Below are 17,989 nucleotides of genomic sequence, written 5' to 3' on the forward strand. Positions count from 1 at the left end.
TTAAAATTCATAGTGGTGAAGACTACTGTCTAAAGCATTATTGCTAGAAAGATGGGTGATGAATATGCAAAGTGAAAGACAAAAATATATAAGAAATTTCTCTATAGTAGCTCATATAGATCACGGCAAGTCTACTCTTGCAGATAGACTCTTAGAGCAGACTGGAACGCTTGCTAAAAGAGAAATGGAAAGTCAAATTTTAGATAAGATGGATCTAGAAAGAGAAAGAGGTATAACGATTAAATCCCAAGCAGCAAGGCTTATGTATAAAAGAGAAAAGGATGGTAAAGAGTATATATTAAATCTAATAGATACTCCTGGCCATGTAGATTTTAATTATGAGGTTTCAAGAAGTCTTGCTGCTTGTGAAGGAGCAGTTCTTGTAGTGGATGCAACTCAGGGTATACAAGCTCAAACCTTGGCTAATTGTTATTTAGCTTTAGATCATAATTTAGAGATAGTTCCTGTGGTAAATAAAATAGATCTTCCAAGTGCAAGACCGGAAGAAATAAGAAAAGAAATAGAGGATGTAATTGGAATTGAAGCTTCCGATGCCCCTTTAATATCTGCAAAATCAGGTCTTAATATAATTGATGTACTAGAGGCTATAATAGAAAAGGTTCCAGCACCTACAGGTGACGAAGAAGCTCCTCTAAAAGCCCTTATCTTTGATTCTTCTTATGATAGTTATAAGGGAGTAGTTTGTTACATAAGGGTTATGGAAGGATCGGTTAAAGTAGGAACTCAAATCAAGCTTATGGCAACCAAGAAGGTTTATGAAGTTACTGAAGTTGGAGTTTTTTCTCCAAGTTATCTACCAACTGGTGAGCTAAAGGCAGGAGAAGTTGGGTATATAACAGGATCTATAAAAAATGTTCGAGATGCAAGAGTTGGAGATACAATAACAGAAGCAACTAGACCTGCAACAGAAGCGTTAGAGGGTTATAGACCTGCTATACCTATGGTGTTTAGTGGTATATATCCTGTAGATGGTGCAAAGTATGGTGAATTAAAAGAAGCACTAGAAAGATTACAAATAAATGATGCTGCATTATCCTTTGAGCCAGAAACTTCTGCAGCTTTAGGATTTGGATTTAGGTGTGGGTTTTTAGGACTTCTTCATATGGAAATATTGCAAGAAAGAGTAGAGAGAGAATTTAATTTAGATATTATAACTACAGCTCCTTCTGTAATATATAAAATAATAAAGACAGATGGAACACTGCTTGAAATAACAAATCCAGCAAATTTGCCTAATCCTACAGAAATAGAACATATGGAGGAACCTATAGTTAAGGCCTCTATAATATCACCTACAGATTATGTAGGTGCCATTATGGAATTATGCCAATCTAGAAGGGGAGACTTTATAGATATGCAATATATAGAAACTACAAGGGTAGTTTTAAACTATAATATACCACTTAATGAAATAATATACGACTTTTTTGATGCACTAAAATCAAAAACTAGAGGTTATGCATCCTTAGATTATGAACTTAAAGGATATAATACAACTCATTTAGTAAAATTAGATATATTGCTAAATGGAGAAATAGTAGATGCTTTATCTATGATTGTTCCAGATTCAAGGGCTTATGCTAAAGGTAGGGCTATAGCAGAAAAGTTAAAAGAAATAATTCCAAGACAATTATTTGAGATCCCTATACAAGCTTCTGTAGGGAGTAAAATAATAGCAAGAGAGACTGTAAAGGCTATGAGAAAAGATGTTTTAGCAAAATGTTATGGCGGAGATATAAGCAGAAAGAAAAAGCTTTTAGAAAAGCAAAAAGAGGGTAAGAAGAGGATGCGTCAAGTAGGGTCTGTAGAAATCCCTCAAGAAGCATTTATGGCTGTACTAAAAGTAGATTAGATTTTTAAAAAAGCGAAACTCTTGGCAAGCAATTAGGAGGTAACTATGAAGGATATATCATTATATATACATATACCATTTTGTAAAAGTAAATGTTGGTATTGTGATTTTCCATCATTTTGCGGTAAAGATAATCTAATGGATAGTTATATTAAGGCTTTAGGTAAAGAAATTGATGCTAAAGTTTTACAGTATAATATAAAGACTATATTTATAGGTGGGGGTACTCCCACCTATTTGCCTTTAAAAATGTTAGAAGATTTAAAAGCACATATAAAGAAATTGAATTTAACACCAAATGTGGAATTTACCGTAGAATGTAATCCAGGAACATTAGATAAGGAAAAATTGGAACTGTTAAAAGATATGGGGGTTAATAGGTTAAGCATTGGTCTACAAGCTTATGATGACTCATTATTAAAAGAGATTGGAAGAATACATAATGTAGACGAATTTTTAAAAAATTATGAGCTTGCCAGATCTATAGGATTTGAAAATATAAATATAGATTTGATGTTTGCACTTCCAAATCAAACTTCTGAGCTTTGGAAGGAGTCTTTAATTAAGGTTGCAAAATTAAACCCAGAGCATATTTCAGCTTATAGCCTTATATTAGAAGAGGATACAAGGTTTTATGATCTTAATAATAAAGGTACATTAAATTTGCCGGAAGAAGATGTTGAAAGAGGTATGTATGAAAGCCTTTTATCTATATTAAAAGATTTTGGCTATAATCAATATGAAATCTCAAATTTTTCAAAAGAGGGTAGAGAATGCAGACATAACATGGTTTATTGGAGTATGGATGAATATATTGGAGTTGGATCATCTTCAGCATCCTATATTGAAAGCATCAGATATAAAAATGTTGAAAGTGTAGAAGAATATATACAAAAGATAAATACGGATAAACAAGCTTACAAGGAAAAATATAAAAATTTAATTAAAGAAGATGTTGAAGAATTTATGTTTATGGGACTTAGAAAGACCAAGGGTATAGAAGAAAAAGAATTTTTAAATAGATTTGGTAAAGATATAGATAGTTATTATAAAGATATAATTAATAAATATATAAATGTGAAACTTTTAAAAAGAGAAGATGGATATTTGAAGTTTACAGCGGAAGGTATACAATTATCTAATTATGTATTAGCTGATTTTTTGATAGATTAAATAAATTAAGGTGTATAATAGAGCAATAATGAGTAAATGAAAGTTTACAATGGTAAAAGCATATTACAGCATAATAAATTAGCATTATGACGTGAATATGATGTTGACAAAAAAAACTTGAAATGTTATTTTAAAAGCGTAGCAATTAGCACTCAACAAGAGTGAGTGCTAATAAAAGAGGTGAAAGCATGGATGTGGATGATAGAAAAATAAAGATTCTTGAAGCTATAATTAATGATTACATTATTACGGCGGAACCAGTGGGATCCAGGACCATAGCTAAAAAGTATGACTTAGGCATAAGCTCAGCTACCATAAGAAATGAAATGGCTGATTTAGAAGATATGGGATATTTAGAACAACTTCATACCTCTTCTGGAAGAAAACCTTCAGATAAAGGATATCGACTTTATGTAGATAAACTTATGATAGTTGAAAGACTAACATTAGAAGAAGAGATGAAGATAAAATCACATATACTTAGTATGGCAATATATGAGATAGATAAACTATTAAAAGGAACTACCCATATGTTGTCAGAACTCACAAACTTAACTTGCATATTAAATACACCTTCTGTAAAAAAGAGCCAATTGAAATCTGTACAGCTCATAAGTATTGATAATAATAGTATACTTGTGGTTATAATAACTTATACAGGTATTATAAAAAATAATATTCTTAAAGCATGCAACGTTCCAAGCCAAGACAATCTTCATAAGATAAGTAATGTTTTAAATGAAAAATTTAAAAACTTACCTATAGAGAAGATGGGTAGTCAAGTTATGAAAGATATTAAAGTTGATCTTAAAGGATATGAAGACATTATAAATGGTGTTATACCAATACTTATAGATGCGCTTACTGATGAGGAGTATTCACAGGTTTATCTTGAAGGAGCTACTAATATATTCAATTACCCTGAGTATAATGATATAGATAAAGCTAAGGAATTTCTTTCTTTGCTTGATAATAAAGGTTATATGCAAGAACTTCTAGATACAACAAATAAGCTTACCATAAAAATAGGTGAAGAAAATTATTTAAAGCAAGCTAAAGATTGTAGTGTAATATCAGCAGTATATTCTGTGGGAAACAAGCCTATTGGAACAATTGGTCTTATAGGACCCACTCGAATTCCTTATTCAAAAATTGTGTCTATTATGTCCAAAATTATGAAAGGGCTTAATGACAGTTTGAAAAAACTTGAAGAGGAATCATAGTAAAAATATATTAGAGATGAGGTGTGCTTCATAGCTATGGATAAGAACAAAAATGATTTGAATCCAGAAGAAAAAGTAGAAAATCTTAATTTAGAAGATGAAAATGTTAAAGAAGAATCTAGTGTAGTAAATGAACCAGAGATTTTAGAAAAAGAAGAATATGATAATATAGTAGACCTTAAGGAGTTTTCTAAATATAAAGATGAAGCTTTAAAAACTAAAGAAGAAAATAATGAATTACAAGAAAGACTTCTTAGAGTTACAGCTGAATATGAAAATTATAGAAAAAGAACAACAAAAGAAAAGGAAAGTATCTATGGATATGCTTGTGAAGATGTTTTAAAGAACATTTTACCTGTATTAGATAATCTTGAAAGAGCTGCTCTTACAGATGGAAGTGCAGAGGATATAAAAAAAGGAGTAGAGATTACACTAAAGCAATTTAAAGAAGCTCTAGAAAAATTACAAATAGAAGAAATAGATACTAATAGTGGATTTGATCCTAATATGCACGATGCAGTAATGCATGTGGTTGATGAAAATTTGGGAGAAAAAGAAATTGTAGAGGTATTCCAAAAGGGATACAAAAAAGGTGATAAGGTTATAAGATACAGTGTGGTTAAAGTTGCCAATTAAACTGTAAACTTCATATATATATTTAAGGAGGAATTTAAATGGGAAAAGTAATAGGAATTGATTTAGGTACCACTAACTCATGCGTGGCAGTTATGGAAGGTGGAGAGGCAGTAGTTATATCAAGCTCAGAAGGAGCAAGAACTATTCCTTCAGTAGTCTCATTTCAAGCAGATGGAGAAAGATTAGTAGGTCAAGTAGCTAAAAGGCAGGCAATAACTAATCCAGAAAGAACTATAGCTTCTATAAAAAGACATATGGGAAGTAACCATAAGGTTACAATAGATTCAAAAGATTATACTCCACAGGAAATATCAGCAATGGTACTTCAAAAAATAAAAGCAGATGCAGAAGCTTATTTAGGAGAAAAAGTAACTCAAGCGGTAATAACTGTTCCAGCTTATTTTAATGATAGTCAAAGACAAGCAACAAAGGATGCAGGAAAGATAGCAGGACTTGAAGTTTTAAGAATAATAAATGAACCTACAGCAGCTTCTCTAGCATATGGTATAGATAAGACAGAAAAGAGTCAAAAGGTACTAGTTTACGATCTTGGTGGTGGTACTTTTGATGTATCCATACTTGAACTTGGAGATGGGGTTTTTGAAGTTAAATCTACAAACGGAGATACTCGTTTAGGTGGGGATGACTTTGATGATAAGTTAGTTGATTATATAGCAGATAACTTTAAATCACAAAACGGAATAGACCTAAGACAAGATAAAATGGCTCACCAAAGATTAAAAGAAGCAGCTGAAAAGGCAAAGATAGAGTTATCATCTTCAATGCAAACTAGCATAAATCTACCATTTATAACAGCAGATGCTACAGGTCCAAAACACATAGAAATGAATCTTTCAAGAGCTAAGTTTAATGAACTTACTCATGATTTAGTTCAAAGAACTATAGAGCCAATGAGAAAGTCTTTACAAGATGCTGGCTTATCAATAAATGAAATAGATAAAATAATATTAGTAGGCGGATCCACTAGAACTCCTGCAGTTCAAGATGCAGTTAAAGAATTTACAGGAAAAGATCCATCTAAGGGAGTTAACCCAGACGAGTGCGTTGCATTAGGTGCCGCAATACAGGCAGGTGTTTTAACTGGAGATGTTAAGGACGTTCTATTATTAGACGTATCACCTTTAACGCTTGGAATAGAAACTTTAGGTGGAATAGCAACACCACTAATTGAAAGAAATACTACAATTCCAACTAGGAAAAGTCAAGTATTCTCTACAGCAGCAGATGGTCAAACTTCTGTTGAAATACATGTAGTTCAAGGTGAAAGACAAATGGCTACAGATAACAAAACTCTTGGAAGATTTACTCTTTCTGGAATAGCAGCAGCTCCAAGAGGAATACCACAAATAGAGGTAACCTTTGATATAGATGCTAATGGAATAGTAAATGTTTCTGCAAAGGATAAAGGAACTGGAAAAGAAGCTAATATAACTATAACAGCATCAACAAATTTAAATGACGATGAGATAGATAAGGCGGTAAAAGAAGCAGAGAAATTTGCTGAAGAAGATAAAAAGAGAAAAGAATCTATTGAAGTTAAAAATAATGCGGACCAATTAGTATATCAAACAGAAAAGACTTTAACTGAACTTGCAGAAAAGGTATCAGCAGAAGACAAAGCTAAGGTAGACGAAAAGTTAGAAGCATTAAAGGCTATTAAAGATGGAGAAGATATAGAAGCTATTAAAAAGGCCACAGAAGAATTAACTCAAGAATTCTATGCTGTATCTGCTAAACTATATCAAGAAAATCCAGAAAATGCTGGGTTTGATCCAAACAACATGGATATGAATGGTGATGGAACTAGTGAAGGACCAAAGGATGACAACGTAGTTGATGCAGACTTTAAGGTTGATGAGGAAAAATAATACTAGCAAAAATCATTATTATGAATATATAATATATAGGGAAGGCTAAGGCACTTCCCTTATATTAAGTTTAAATTCAAGATTAGGTGGTGAAAGACTAATGGCTAAAAAAGACTATTATGAAGTTTTAGGTCTTCAAAAAGGGGCCAGTGACGCTGAAATAAAAAGTGCTTTTAGAAAACTGGCAGTTAAGTACCACCCAGATAAAAATCAAGGTAATAAGGAAGCTGAAGAAACATTTAAAGAAATCAATGAGGCTTATCAGGTATTAAGTGATGCTGATAAAAAGGCTCAATATGATAGATTTGGAACTACTGATTTCAATGGTGGCGGCGGCTTTGGAGATTATGATTTTTCGGGTGGATTTGATGATATAGGTGATATATTTAGTTCTTTCTTTGGAGGTGGCTCTAGAAAAAGAAGAAATGGTCCTGAAAAGGGAGAAGATTTAGAATACAGAATGAATCTTACTTTTGAAGAGGCAGTTTTTGGAGTGGAAAAAGAAATCAAAATATTAAGAAGTGAGTCTTGTGAGAGCTGTAATGGTACAGGAGCAAAAACAGGTACATCTAAAACTACCTGTGACAAATGCAAAGGATCAGGGCAGGTTAAAACTCAAAGAAACACTCCACTTGGAAGTTTTGTATCCTCATCCACTTGCGATAAATGTGGTGGTACAGGTAGCATAATAAAAGATCCATGTAATACTTGTCATGGAACAGGAAAAATAAAAAAAGAAAGAAAGATATCCATAAACATACCAGCAGGTGTAGATGATGGAAACGTGATGCCTTTAAGAGGACAAGGGAACCATGGAGTTAACGGTGGACCTCCAGGTGATTTATATATAAACATCAGGGTTGCAAAACATTCTACCTTTGTAAGAAAGGGTTTTGATATTTATATGGATAGCCATATAAGTATGGTTAAAGCTGCTTTAGGTATTGATATTAAGGTTCCTACAGTAGATGGCGATGTGGTATATACAGTGCCAGCAGGAACTCAACCAGGTACTATGTTTAGATTAAAAGGAAAAGGTGTACCTAAGATAAATAGCCATCTTAGAGGGGATCAATATATAAATGTAATAGTTGATATTCCAAAACATATGGATGAAAAGCAAAAAGATATTTTAAGGTCTTTTGCAGAGGCTAGTGGTGAAAGTATGGAAGACGAAAAGAAATCGGGCTTTATAGGTAAGATATTTAAAAATAAATAATAATAAAATTAAAAGTTAGTTTTTCAATTTTTGAAAAACTAACTTTTTTATTTATATCATGTATATCCTAATAAGAATTAAGGAAACATAGGATGTAAAAAAGTTTAATTAAAAAAATAAAACGTATTGACAAAATATGATACTGTGATATTATATACCTATGGAGGGTATATAGCCCTAGAATAGTACAGATTAATTTATAAAATTAAAAATGGAGGTATAGATATGAATATAACAGTTTATAGTACTGAAACATGCCCTTGGTGCATAAAGGTGAAAGAATATCTAAGAGAAAATAAGATTTCATTTAATGAAAAAGACATAAATTTAGATAGAAATGCAGCTATTGAGATGATGAGTAAGTCAGGTCAAGGTGGCGTACCTGTATTGGATATAGACGGTAAGATAATAGTAGGATTTGATAAAGAAAATATTGATAAGGTACTATCTTTATCAAGTGAGTCTTAGAAGGACTTATAAAGGGGCGTAGCAGCCGTCATCCCCCACCTTGAAGAGGATTAGGGGTGTTACGGATGGTAGCCATCGGATAAAATTTTAGTTAATGAAAAAGGTGCCAATTAGTAAAGTATAGAGAATATAATTTGCTAATTGGCACTTTTTATGTTTGAATTTAAAGATATATATATTATATCAAATAATGAAATTAAGTAGACATAGAAAGGGCTAAAGTGTAAAATATATAGAAGTAATAAGGAAATCTTATTTAAAGATACATAGAAATAATAAGGAAATTATCAGGAAGGGTTGAATAATATGCAAGGTACGTGGTTAGAAGTAAAGGTTATAACAAAAAGTGAAGCAATAGAGCCTATTTCAGGCATTTTTTATAGTTTAGATGTAAAAGGGGTTGCAATAGAGGACCCAAATGATATATTAAAAAGAAAGCAAGGGGCTTTAACATGGGATTTTGCTGATATTAATATATTAGAATATAAAGGTGAAGCTGCAGTAGTTACAGGATATTTCAGTGTAGAAGGTGAAATTGAATCTATTGTAGCAAAAATAAAGGAAAAGGTAATAGATCTTAAAAGCTTTGGAATAGATGTAGGAGAAGGTAAAGTAATTTACTCTAAAGTAAAGGAAGAAGACTGGGCTAATAACTGGAAGAAGTACTATAAACCTACAAAGATAGGTTCAAATATAGTAATTAAACCTATATGGGAAGATTATAAAAAGTCTAATGATGAAATTATAATAGAATTAGACCCTGGAATGGCGTTTGGTACAGGAACTCATGAAACTACAAGAATGTGTGTGGCGGCTATGGAAAGCTATGTGAAAAAGGATATGACAGTATTTGATATAGGAACAGGCTCTGGAATTCTTGCTATTGCTGCATCTAAGGTAGGAGCTAAAAGTGTGGTAGGTGTTGATTTAGACCCTGTAGCAGTAGATTCAGCAAGAGAAAATATTAAATTTAATAACATTGATAATATAACTATACTTGAGGGTAATCTTATAGATGTAGTGGATGGAAAAGCAGATATAGTTGTTGCTAACATAATAGCAGAAATAATATGCCTTTTAACTGAAGATATAAAAAAGGTTCTAAAAGAAGGGGGCTTATTTATTACCTCTGGAATAATCCATGATAGATGTGATATGGTAATAGATAAGCTGAAGGAAGAAAACTTTGAAATTATTAAGGTAAATAAAGATGGCGAATGGAATTGTATAATATCCAAGGCTAAATAAGGAGATAGTATTATGCATAAGTTTTTCCTAAAACCAGAAGATATATCTTTAGAAGAAGCTTCAATACGTGGAGAAGATGTAAAGCATATATATAAGGTTCTAAGACTTGAAATTGGTGAGAAGATAATAATAAACAATGAAAATGGGTGTGAATATCTAGGTGTGATATCTAGCATAGATAAGACATTAGTAAAGGTTAAAATTTTAGAAAAGCTAGATATAAATAATGAAAGTCCTGTAGAAATTTATTTATTCCAAGGGCTTCCGAAGGCTACAAAAATGGATTTAATAGTTCAAAAAAATACTGAGCTTGGTATTAAGGAAATCACACCTATATTAACATCAAGAGTGGATGTTAAGTTAAAGGGTGAATTTAAGAAAATAGATAGACTTCAAAGAATAGCACTAGAAGCGTCAAAACAGAGCAAACGAACTTTGATACCTAAAATAAGGGAACCTATATCTCTAACTGAAGTTATAGATAGTTTGCCAAGGTTTGACTTAGTTATAGTTCCCTATGAAGATGAAACAGAGGTTACCATAAAACAAATGGTAATATCTTTAGATAAAAGTAATATTAAAACAGTAGCTATAATAATAGGACCTGAAGGTGGATTTGAGAGAGAAGAAATTGAAATGTTAAAAAAGGTAGGAGCCAAAATAATTACCTTAGGACCTAGAATATTAAGAACTGAAACTGCAGGATTCACTGCAACAACTTTAGTTCAATATGAATTAGGCGATTTAGGAGGAGTTAATTGATGAAAGTTGCATTTTCTACTTTAGGCTGCAGAGTTAATCAATATGAATCTGAAGCTATGGCAGAAAAGTTTATAAGAGAAGGATATGAAATAGTAGATTTTGATGGGTTCTCAGATGTATATGTTATAAATACATGTACGGTAACTAACATGGGCGACAAAAAATCAAGGCAAATAATAGGAAGAGCTAGAAGAGAAAATCCTGAGGCTATAATAGCAGTAGTTGGTTGCTATGCACAAATATCTAGCACAGAAGTTTCTTTAATAGAAGGTGTAAATGTAGTTTTAGGAACAAGAAATAAAGGTGATATAGTTTATTTTGTTAATAGAGCAAGAGATGAAAACAAACAAATTATAAAGGTTGGCCAGGTTCTTAAAAATCATGACTTTGAAGATTTAAATATTGAAGAATATCAAGATAGGACAAGAGCTTTTATTAAAATACAAGATGGATGCAATAGATTTTGTTCTTATTGCTTAATACCTTATGCTAGAGGTGGAGTATGTAGTAAAGATCCAGATAAAGTGATTCAAGAGATAAAAAACTTAGCTAAACATGGCTTTAAAGAAGTAATATTATCAGGAATACATACTGCATCCTATGGTGTTGACTTAGATGGAAATGTAACATTAGTTGATATATTGTCTTTAATAGAAGAAATACCTGGAATTGAAAGAGTAAGGATAGGCTCCATAGATCCCACGTTTTTTACTGATGAGGTATTAAGAAAAATAAAGGGATTAAAGAAACTTTGTCATCATTTCCATCTTTCACTTCAAAGTGGATGTGATGAGACATTAGAAAGAATGAATAGAAAATATACATCAAAGGAATATAAAAATATTGTAGAAAAATTAAGAGAAACTTATGATGATGTATCAATAACTACAGATGTTATAGTGGGATTTCCAGGTGAGTCTCAAGAAGAATTTGAAAAAACCTATGAATTTTTAAAAGAAATAAAATTATCAAAGACTCATGTGTTTAAGTTTAGTCCAAGAAAAGGCACTAAAGCGGAAACTATGAAAGACCAAGTAGATGGGAATATAAAGGATGAAAGAAGCCATAGACTAATAGAACTTAATTTAATAAATGAAAAAGAATTCATAAATAAGTTTATTGGAAAGACTTTTAAAGTTTTATATGAACAAGAGGTTTTAAAAGAAAATGGAGTATACGAAGGTTATTCAGAAAACTACATAAAAATAAAATCTAAGTATAGCGATGAAAATATTATAGGTAAAGTAGCAGAAACTATTATTAAAAAGGTAGAAAATGATTATGCTAAAGGAGTAATAAAAGATTAGGAGGTGATAAAATGGAAAGTTGCATATTTTGTAAAATAATAAATGGAGATATACCATCAGAAAAGGTTTATGAAGATGATAAAGTATATGCATTTAAAGATTTAAATCCAGAAGCACCTATTCATATACTAATAATACCTAAGACCCATATAACAAATACTAATGAAATAAATGAAGAAAATGCTAGTGTCATTTCTAGTTTATTCATTAGTGTAGCAAAGATAGCAAAGATGTTAAACGTAGATGAAAGTGGCTATAGAGTTGTTAATAACTGTGGAAAACAGGGAGGGCAGACTGTGGAACATTTGCATTTTCATATGCTAGGCGGTAGAGATTTAACTTGGCCACCAGGCTAAACAATTTCATATGAAATTGTTGACAATTGCACTAATATTACTGTATAATAGAGCGTGTGCTATTTAAGCCTTTGAAGCTATCATATAAAATTTTAGCTAGCGGAGGGAGGGAAAATATATGTCAGAAATTAAGGTTGGAGAAAATGAAACATTAGACAGTGCATTAAGAAGATTTAAAAAGAAATGTGCTAGGTCAGGAGTGCTTTCAGAAGTTAGGAAAAGAGAACATTATGAAAAGCCAAGTGTAAAGAAAAAGAAGAAATCAGAAGCTGCGAGAAAGAGAAAGTTCAAATAGAGTTTCTTTGAAAGAAGGTACAATAATGCCAATAAAAGAACAACTTCAAGAAGACTGGAAACAAGCTTTAAAAGCTAAGGAAAAACTAAAGGCTAGTACTATAAGCATGGCTAGGTCTTCAATACTTTTAGTTGAAAAAACTGATGGTATTGAACTTGAGGATAAGCAAGTTATTGAGATTTTGGCTAAAGAAATCAAGCAAAGAAAAGAAGCTATGTTTGAGTTCGAAAAAGGAAAAAGGCAGGATCTTGTAGATGAAGCTAAGGCCGAAATTGAGATTTTGTTAAGTTACCTTCCTCAGCAGTTAAGCGACGAAGAAGTATTTTCATTAGTTAAAGAGGCGGCTTCAAAGGTAGAAGCAAATAGCATGAAAGATATGGGCAAACTTATGGCAGAGCTTAGACCTAAAGTTGTTGGAAGAGCGGATGCTAAATATGTTAGTTCAGTTGTTAAAGAATACTTAAATAATAAATAAAAATCATGATAAGAAATATAAAGGATTCACATAAATAGTGAATCCTTTTATTTTTTACTAATTTATACAAGAGGATATTCTAAGTTTAGTTTAAATTATTCATATAAGTGGTATTAACTTAAATAAAAACTCATAAATTATTATGAAAGAAATAATTTGAGGTGACAAAATATGGATAATAAAATAGACATAATAAAAGAAGGTTTATCAGAAAAGCTAGAGCTCCCAAGAGAAATAATTTTGGACTTGCCCATGATAACTATTACAGGTAATAGAGATATAAATATAGAAAATCATAAAGGCATAATTATCTTTGATGAAGATAAAGTTAAAATTAATTCTAAAATAGGGGCTATAACCATATATGGTAGTGATTTTGAGGTTCTATTTCTAGGCGGAAAGACTTTTAGTTTAAAAGGAACATTTAAATCGGTGGTGTATGAGGGTAATGAATAAAGCTTCAAATAATTATAAGGGAACAATAGAAGTGGAAGTTCAATGTTTAATACCTGAAAGGATAATAAATCTTCTTTGGAATAAGGGCGTAATTATAAAGAATGTAAGAAAAGTTAATATTAGTACCGTAAGATTTTATATTGCTATAAAAGATTACAAGTATTTAGAGGAAGCAGCAAAGGTAACTAACTCAAAAATAAGGATAACAAGTAGAAGTGGAATATACTTTTTTATTATAAAGATTAAAAAATACCTAGGTCTTGCTATAGGGAGTGTGCTATTTTTAGTATTAATATACTATATGTCTACATTCATATGGTCTATTGAAATAGAGACAGAAAAATATTTATCGCCTTATGAGGTAAGAAAATATTTAATGGATTTAGGGGTTAAGCCTGGAATTAAAAAAAAGGATGCAAGTGTGGCTAAGATAGAAGAAGAAATGAAAAAGAGAGAGGATATAATGTGGATAAGGGCAAGGGTAGAGGGATCTAAAATGAAAATAAAGATTGCAGAAAGGAAGTCTCCTCCAATCATTGAAGAAGATAACAGCACAAATAATATAATTTCAAAAATGGATGGAGAAGTAATAAGGGTGTATACAGTTTCAGGAACAGCTCTTGTAAAGCCTGGAGACCTAGTAAAAAAAGGCGATATATTGATAAATGCTGAACAAGGAAAAGAAGGGGCTACTTATATTACTAAAGCTGAGGGAGATGTAATGGCTAAAACCTTTTATGAATTTAATAAAAGTATTAAGTTAAAAGGAACAGTAAAAGAGCCCACTGGAAATATGAAGGAAGAAATATATATAAGTATTTTTGGTAAAAGGTTGTATTTGAAAAAATATAATAATGAGTATAAAGACTTTAAAGATATTGAACAAGGTGGAAAAATTATTAAAAAGGTTATATACTATGAGTTAAAAGAAATTAATTTTGAAAAAGATGAAAATCAGGTTATAAATCAATCTACAGAAGAACTGAAAAATCAGCTTATTAAAGAATTACCTATAGATTGTAAAATACTAGATAATATAATAAACAAAGATAATACAGAAGATGCCTTAAATTTAAATATAATTTTTATAGTAGAACAAAACATATCTTTAAAATAGAATTTAGTACACTTTATAAAAAGAAAAGGTGGAATAATTATGGCTAAAGAAAAAGGTAGTAACGTTAAAAGCATTTTTAAACATAAAAGGGCTTTGATATTTATAATTTCTTTTCTTATAATTTACTTTGTATCATTAACATCATTTATAACTAAAAGATATACCCTTGAAGCTGGTGATATAGCAAGAGAAAACATTAAAGCTAATAAAGAAGTTATAGATAAGGCTGCTACAGAGGCAAAAGAAAAGCAGGCTATAGAGGAAGTTGAGCTTCAATTTAATCAAAAGCCAGAAGTGAAAAAGCAGGCACTGGATAATTCAAGAATATTCTTTAATAAAATAAATTCATTAAAAGAAGCGGGAACGTCAGAAGCGGAAATTTTAGAAATTTTAAAAGCTGAGTCAAAAATTTCAATGTCTGAAGAGGATTTTATAGAAGTTATTAAACTTTCAAAAGAAGACATTAAAAACCTTCAAGTGGTAACATTAGATACCTTAACAAAAATATATGAAGGAAGAATAGAGGAAAATAAACCAGCGGATATTAAACTTACTGAAGAAAATGTAGTAAACAATATTAATACTTATAATATTCCTAAGAATGTTAAAAGTCTTGGTATTCAATTGACCATATCCCAAATTAAACCTAACTTCTTTTATGATAAAGAAAAAACAGAGGAACTTAAAAAGCAAGCAACTAAAGATGTGGTTCCTGTAATTATAAAGAAAAATCAAATGATTGTTAAGGAAGGGGAACCTATAACTCAAAACCAATTACGACTGTTGGAGGATCTTGCACTTTTAAATACTTCATCATCTCAATGGCCCATATATACGGCACTAGCTGTAATGATTTTTATATTACTAATGATACAATGGTATTATCTTTATAGATATTACAAAGAGATCTTTAAAGATACGAGTAAGCTTTTATTGATTAGCCTTATTAATGTATTGTGTGTAATAGTTGCAAGAAGTGTAGGGCTTGCTACGCCCTTTTTAATACCTTTAGCTCTGGGCCCTATGCTCATAACAATCCTTATAAATTATAAGGTATCTATGGCACTAAGTGTAATAAATTGTATATTAATAAGTATAAATATAGGATTTAATATAGAAGTTACAATGATAGCGGTGTTAAATGCAGTTCTTGGGTCTACATTTATAAGAAAAATGCAACAAAGAAATGATATTATATATTCTGCTATATATATTGGAATAATAAATATGGTAATAAATCTATCTATGGGTGTTTTACTTAGCAATAATATAATTGAAACGCTTAAAAGGACAGTTTTTATGGGCATAGCAACACTAGGGTCAGGTATACTTACACTAGGATTACTTCCTTTATTTGAAAGCACCTTCGATATCGTAACTACAGTAAAGCTGTTAGAACTTTCAAATCCTAATAATCCATTGTTAAAGAAGATATTAATGGAGACACCAGGAACCTACCATCATAGTATAATGGTAGCAAATCTTGCGGAAATGGCCACAGAAGAGGTAGGTGGTAATGCCATTTTAGCTAGAATTGCAGCTTATTATCATGATGCGGGAAAGACTAAAAGACCGTACTTTTTCAAAGAAAACCAAGTAGGAAATGAAAATCCTCATGATAAAATAACCCCTAATTTAAGTACCTTAATAATAATCTCTCACGTGAAAGATGGATTGGAACTTGCCAAAGAGTATAATATACCAAAGGTTATTCAAGATGTAATAGAAGAACACCATGGGAATACTCTTGTGAAATATTTTTATTTTACGGCTAAAAACAATAGCGAAAAACCAGAGGATATAAAAGAAGAGGATTTTAGGTACCAAGGCCCTATACCTAAAACTAAGGAATCTGGTATAATAATGTTAGCAGATGGTGTGGAAGCCGCTGTTAGATCAATTCCAAGCCCAACTAAGGGTAAGATTGAAGAAATGGTTAATAATATAATAAAAGATAAGCTAAATGATGGACAATTAAATGATTGTGACTTAACGTTAAAGGACTTAGAGCTTATAAGAAAATCTTTCTTAAAAACATTAAATAGTATATATCACCAAAGAATTGAGTATCCTTCAGATAACACTAAAATAATTAAGGAGAAGTAACAATGATATATGTTGAAAATAAACAAAATGATATTTTAATAGATGAAGATTTTATAAAAGACATAGAAAAGATAGTAGATTTTGCATTAAAAAAAGAAAAAGTTAATATAAATTATGAGCTTAGCATACTACTTGTAAATAATGTAGAAATAAAGGATATAAATAAAAAACATAGAAATATAGATTGTGAAACTGATGTTTTATCATTTCCTCTTTTGGATTATCCTAAAGATAAAGTATTTAGTGAAGTCTATATTGAATATAAATTTGATGAGACATATCTTGATGGTGAAGATTTGCTTATTGGTGATATAGTCATATCTCTTGAAAAGGCCTTAGAACAAAGTAAAGATTATGGACATTCGTTTAAAAGAGAAGTAGCCTATTTAATAGTGCATTCTATACTTCACCTTTTGGGTTACGATCATATGGAGATGGATGAAAAAGCTATTATGAGAAAGAGAGAGGAACATATATTAGGTGAGCTTAACATAGGAAGGTGACTTATGTTAACTATAATATAGAAGTTTATACTTTTAAAATAAGATAATAGATTTAAAATGTTTTTAAGAAATTTTAAACTTTTAGGAAAAGGTAAAATTACTATGGTGGTGAATTTATGAAAATAAAAAAGTTAATAGACAGTTTTAATTATGCTATACAGGGGTTAATATATTCTGCAAGAACTCAAAGAAATATGAAAATACATTTGGTCGCCACCTTTCTAGTACTGTCAGCATGTTTTGTATATGATATTAGTAAGGTTGAACTTTTAATTATAACTATAACGATTACTTTGGTTATAGCAGCAGAGCTTATAAACACCTCTGTAGAGAGTGCTATTGATGCTACAACTAATTACTATCATCCTTTAGCTAAGATAGCTAAAAACACAGCAGCAGGAGCTGTGCTGGTTACTGCTATTAATGCTGTCATAGTGGGATATATAATATTTTGGGATAAATTAACTAATGTCACGTTTTCTATAATTCTTAAAATAAAGCATTCAGATCCCTATATGGTTTTTATAATATTAGTTATGGTTAGTATAGTTACCATCATGGTAAAAGCTATTTATGGGGAAGGAACTCCTCTTAGAGGAGGAATGCCTAGCGGACATAGTACTATTGCCTTTTCTATAGCTACAATAATTGCATTAATTGCAGAAGAGCCTGTGTCTATGGCTCTTAGTTATCTTTTGGCAGTTATTGTTGCACAAAGTAGGGTGGATTCTGAGGTTCACTCTGTACAAGAAGTTGTAGTAGGTGCAGTATTTGGTACAGTTTTAACCGTATTTATATTTAAAATATTTAGTTAAAGGTTATAAAATAAATCCAACATATAAATTTATATTGTATTAGCCTTGATTAGTGCTATAATTTAAAT

Annotated in this window: 18 protein-coding genes; all 18 read left to right on the plus strand. The window is 30.9% G+C overall.

The annotated features are described in order from the left end of the window. The first annotated feature begins 64 nt into the window (after window positions 1–64). The 18 genes from lepA (at window position 65) to BD821_RS01060 (ending at window position 17,921) form a co-directional block, all read left to right on the plus strand. Window positions 65–1,873 carry a translation elongation factor 4 gene (lepA, locus tag BD821_RS00975; protein WP_029453436.1) on the plus strand — a complete coding sequence of 603 codons (1,809 nt, stop codon included), beginning with the start codon at window positions 65–67 and terminating at the stop codon, window positions 1,871–1,873. Between the two features lie 45 nt (window positions 1,874–1,918). Further along, a complete protein-coding gene (gene hemW / locus BD821_RS00980) occupies window positions 1,919–3,046 on the plus strand; it encodes a radical SAM family heme chaperone HemW (RefSeq protein WP_104408918.1) in 1,128 nt (375 codons plus the stop codon). 188 nt (window positions 3,047–3,234) lie between these two features. Continuing rightward, a complete protein-coding gene (hrcA, locus tag BD821_RS00985) occupies window positions 3,235–4,269 on the plus strand; it encodes a heat-inducible transcriptional repressor HrcA (RefSeq protein ID WP_104408919.1) in 1,035 nt (344 codons plus the stop codon). Between the two features lie 36 nt (window positions 4,270–4,305). Continuing rightward, on the plus strand, window positions 4,306–4,905 hold the full coding sequence (gene grpE / locus BD821_RS00990; RefSeq protein WP_104408920.1) for a nucleotide exchange factor GrpE: 600 nt from the start codon (window positions 4,306–4,308) through the stop codon (window positions 4,903–4,905). A 38-nt stretch (window positions 4,906–4,943) separates the two neighbouring features. Beyond that, on the plus strand, window positions 4,944–6,794 hold the full coding sequence (gene dnaK, locus BD821_RS00995; RefSeq protein WP_104408921.1) for a molecular chaperone DnaK: 1,851 nt from the start codon (window positions 4,944–4,946) through the stop codon (window positions 6,792–6,794). Window positions 6,795–6,894: 100 nt separating this feature from the next. Then, window positions 6,895–8,013 carry a molecular chaperone DnaJ gene (gene dnaJ, locus BD821_RS01000; RefSeq protein ID WP_104408922.1) on the plus strand — a complete coding sequence of 373 codons (1,119 nt, stop codon included), beginning with the start codon at window positions 6,895–6,897 and terminating at the stop codon, window positions 8,011–8,013. Between the two features lie 225 nt (window positions 8,014–8,238). Further along, window positions 8,239–8,481, plus strand: coding sequence for a glutaredoxin family protein (locus tag BD821_RS01005; RefSeq protein ID WP_104408923.1), 243 nt, complete (start codon window positions 8,239–8,241; stop codon window positions 8,479–8,481). A 306-nt stretch (window positions 8,482–8,787) separates the two neighbouring features. Beyond that, the gene (gene prmA, locus BD821_RS01010; protein WP_104408924.1) at window positions 8,788–9,729 is read left to right on the plus strand and encodes a 50S ribosomal protein L11 methyltransferase; all 942 of its coding nucleotides are present in this window, start codon (window positions 8,788–8,790) and stop codon (window positions 9,727–9,729) included. Between the two features lie 12 nt (window positions 9,730–9,741). Continuing rightward, entirely contained in the window at window positions 9,742–10,491 is a 750-nt protein-coding gene (locus BD821_RS01015; protein WP_104408925.1) for a 16S rRNA (uracil(1498)-N(3))-methyltransferase, read from the plus strand. Continuing rightward, window positions 10,491–11,798: a tRNA (N(6)-L-threonylcarbamoyladenosine(37)-C(2))-methylthiotransferase MtaB gene (gene mtaB, locus BD821_RS01020; RefSeq protein WP_104408926.1), complete on the plus strand. Its 1,308-nt coding sequence runs from the start codon at window positions 10,491–10,493 to the stop codon at window positions 11,796–11,798. Before BD821_RS01015 ends, mtaB begins: the two co-directional genes overlap by 1 nt. Window positions 11,799–11,809: 11 nt before the next feature. Beyond that, window positions 11,810–12,154, plus strand: a complete 345-nt coding sequence (locus BD821_RS01025) for a histidine triad nucleotide-binding protein (protein WP_104408927.1) — start codon at window positions 11,810–11,812, stop codon at window positions 12,152–12,154. Between the two features lie 118 nt (window positions 12,155–12,272). Then, window positions 12,273–12,449: a 30S ribosomal protein S21 gene (gene rpsU / locus BD821_RS01030; protein WP_029453425.1), complete on the plus strand. Its 177-nt coding sequence runs from the start codon at window positions 12,273–12,275 to the stop codon at window positions 12,447–12,449. A gap of 25 nt (window positions 12,450–12,474) precedes the next feature. Further along, window positions 12,475–12,924, plus strand: a complete 450-nt coding sequence (locus BD821_RS01035) for a GatB/YqeY domain-containing protein (protein WP_029453424.1) — start codon at window positions 12,475–12,477, stop codon at window positions 12,922–12,924. A gap of 171 nt (window positions 12,925–13,095) precedes the next feature. After that, a complete protein-coding gene (gene yqfC / locus BD821_RS01040; protein ID WP_029453423.1) occupies window positions 13,096–13,380 on the plus strand; it encodes a sporulation protein YqfC in 285 nt (94 codons plus the stop codon). Next, complete coding sequence (yqfD, locus tag BD821_RS01045; protein WP_169993878.1) at window positions 13,373–14,497, plus strand: sporulation protein YqfD; 1,125 nt, start codon at window positions 13,373–13,375, stop codon at window positions 14,495–14,497. Before yqfC ends, yqfD begins: the two co-directional genes overlap by 8 nt. Window positions 14,498–14,536: 39 nt before the next feature. Next, the gene (locus BD821_RS01050; RefSeq protein ID WP_104408929.1) at window positions 14,537–16,603 is read left to right on the plus strand and encodes an HD family phosphohydrolase; all 2,067 of its coding nucleotides are present in this window, start codon (window positions 14,537–14,539) and stop codon (window positions 16,601–16,603) included. Window positions 16,604–16,605: 2 nt separating this feature from the next. Next, on the plus strand, window positions 16,606–17,106 hold the full coding sequence (gene ybeY, locus BD821_RS01055; protein ID WP_104408930.1) for an rRNA maturation RNase YbeY: 501 nt from the start codon (window positions 16,606–16,608) through the stop codon (window positions 17,104–17,106). Window positions 17,107–17,222: 116 nt separating this feature from the next. Next, window positions 17,223–17,921, plus strand: a complete 699-nt coding sequence (locus tag BD821_RS01060) for a diacylglycerol kinase (protein ID WP_029453419.1) — start codon at window positions 17,223–17,225, stop codon at window positions 17,919–17,921. The last annotated feature ends 68 nt before the right edge of the window (window positions 17,922–17,989 follow it).

The organism is Clostridium algidicarnis DSM 15099 (assembly GCF_002934235.1).
GTDB classification, from domain to species: Bacteria; Bacillota; Clostridia; order Clostridiales; family Clostridiaceae; genus Clostridium_L; species Clostridium_L algidicarnis.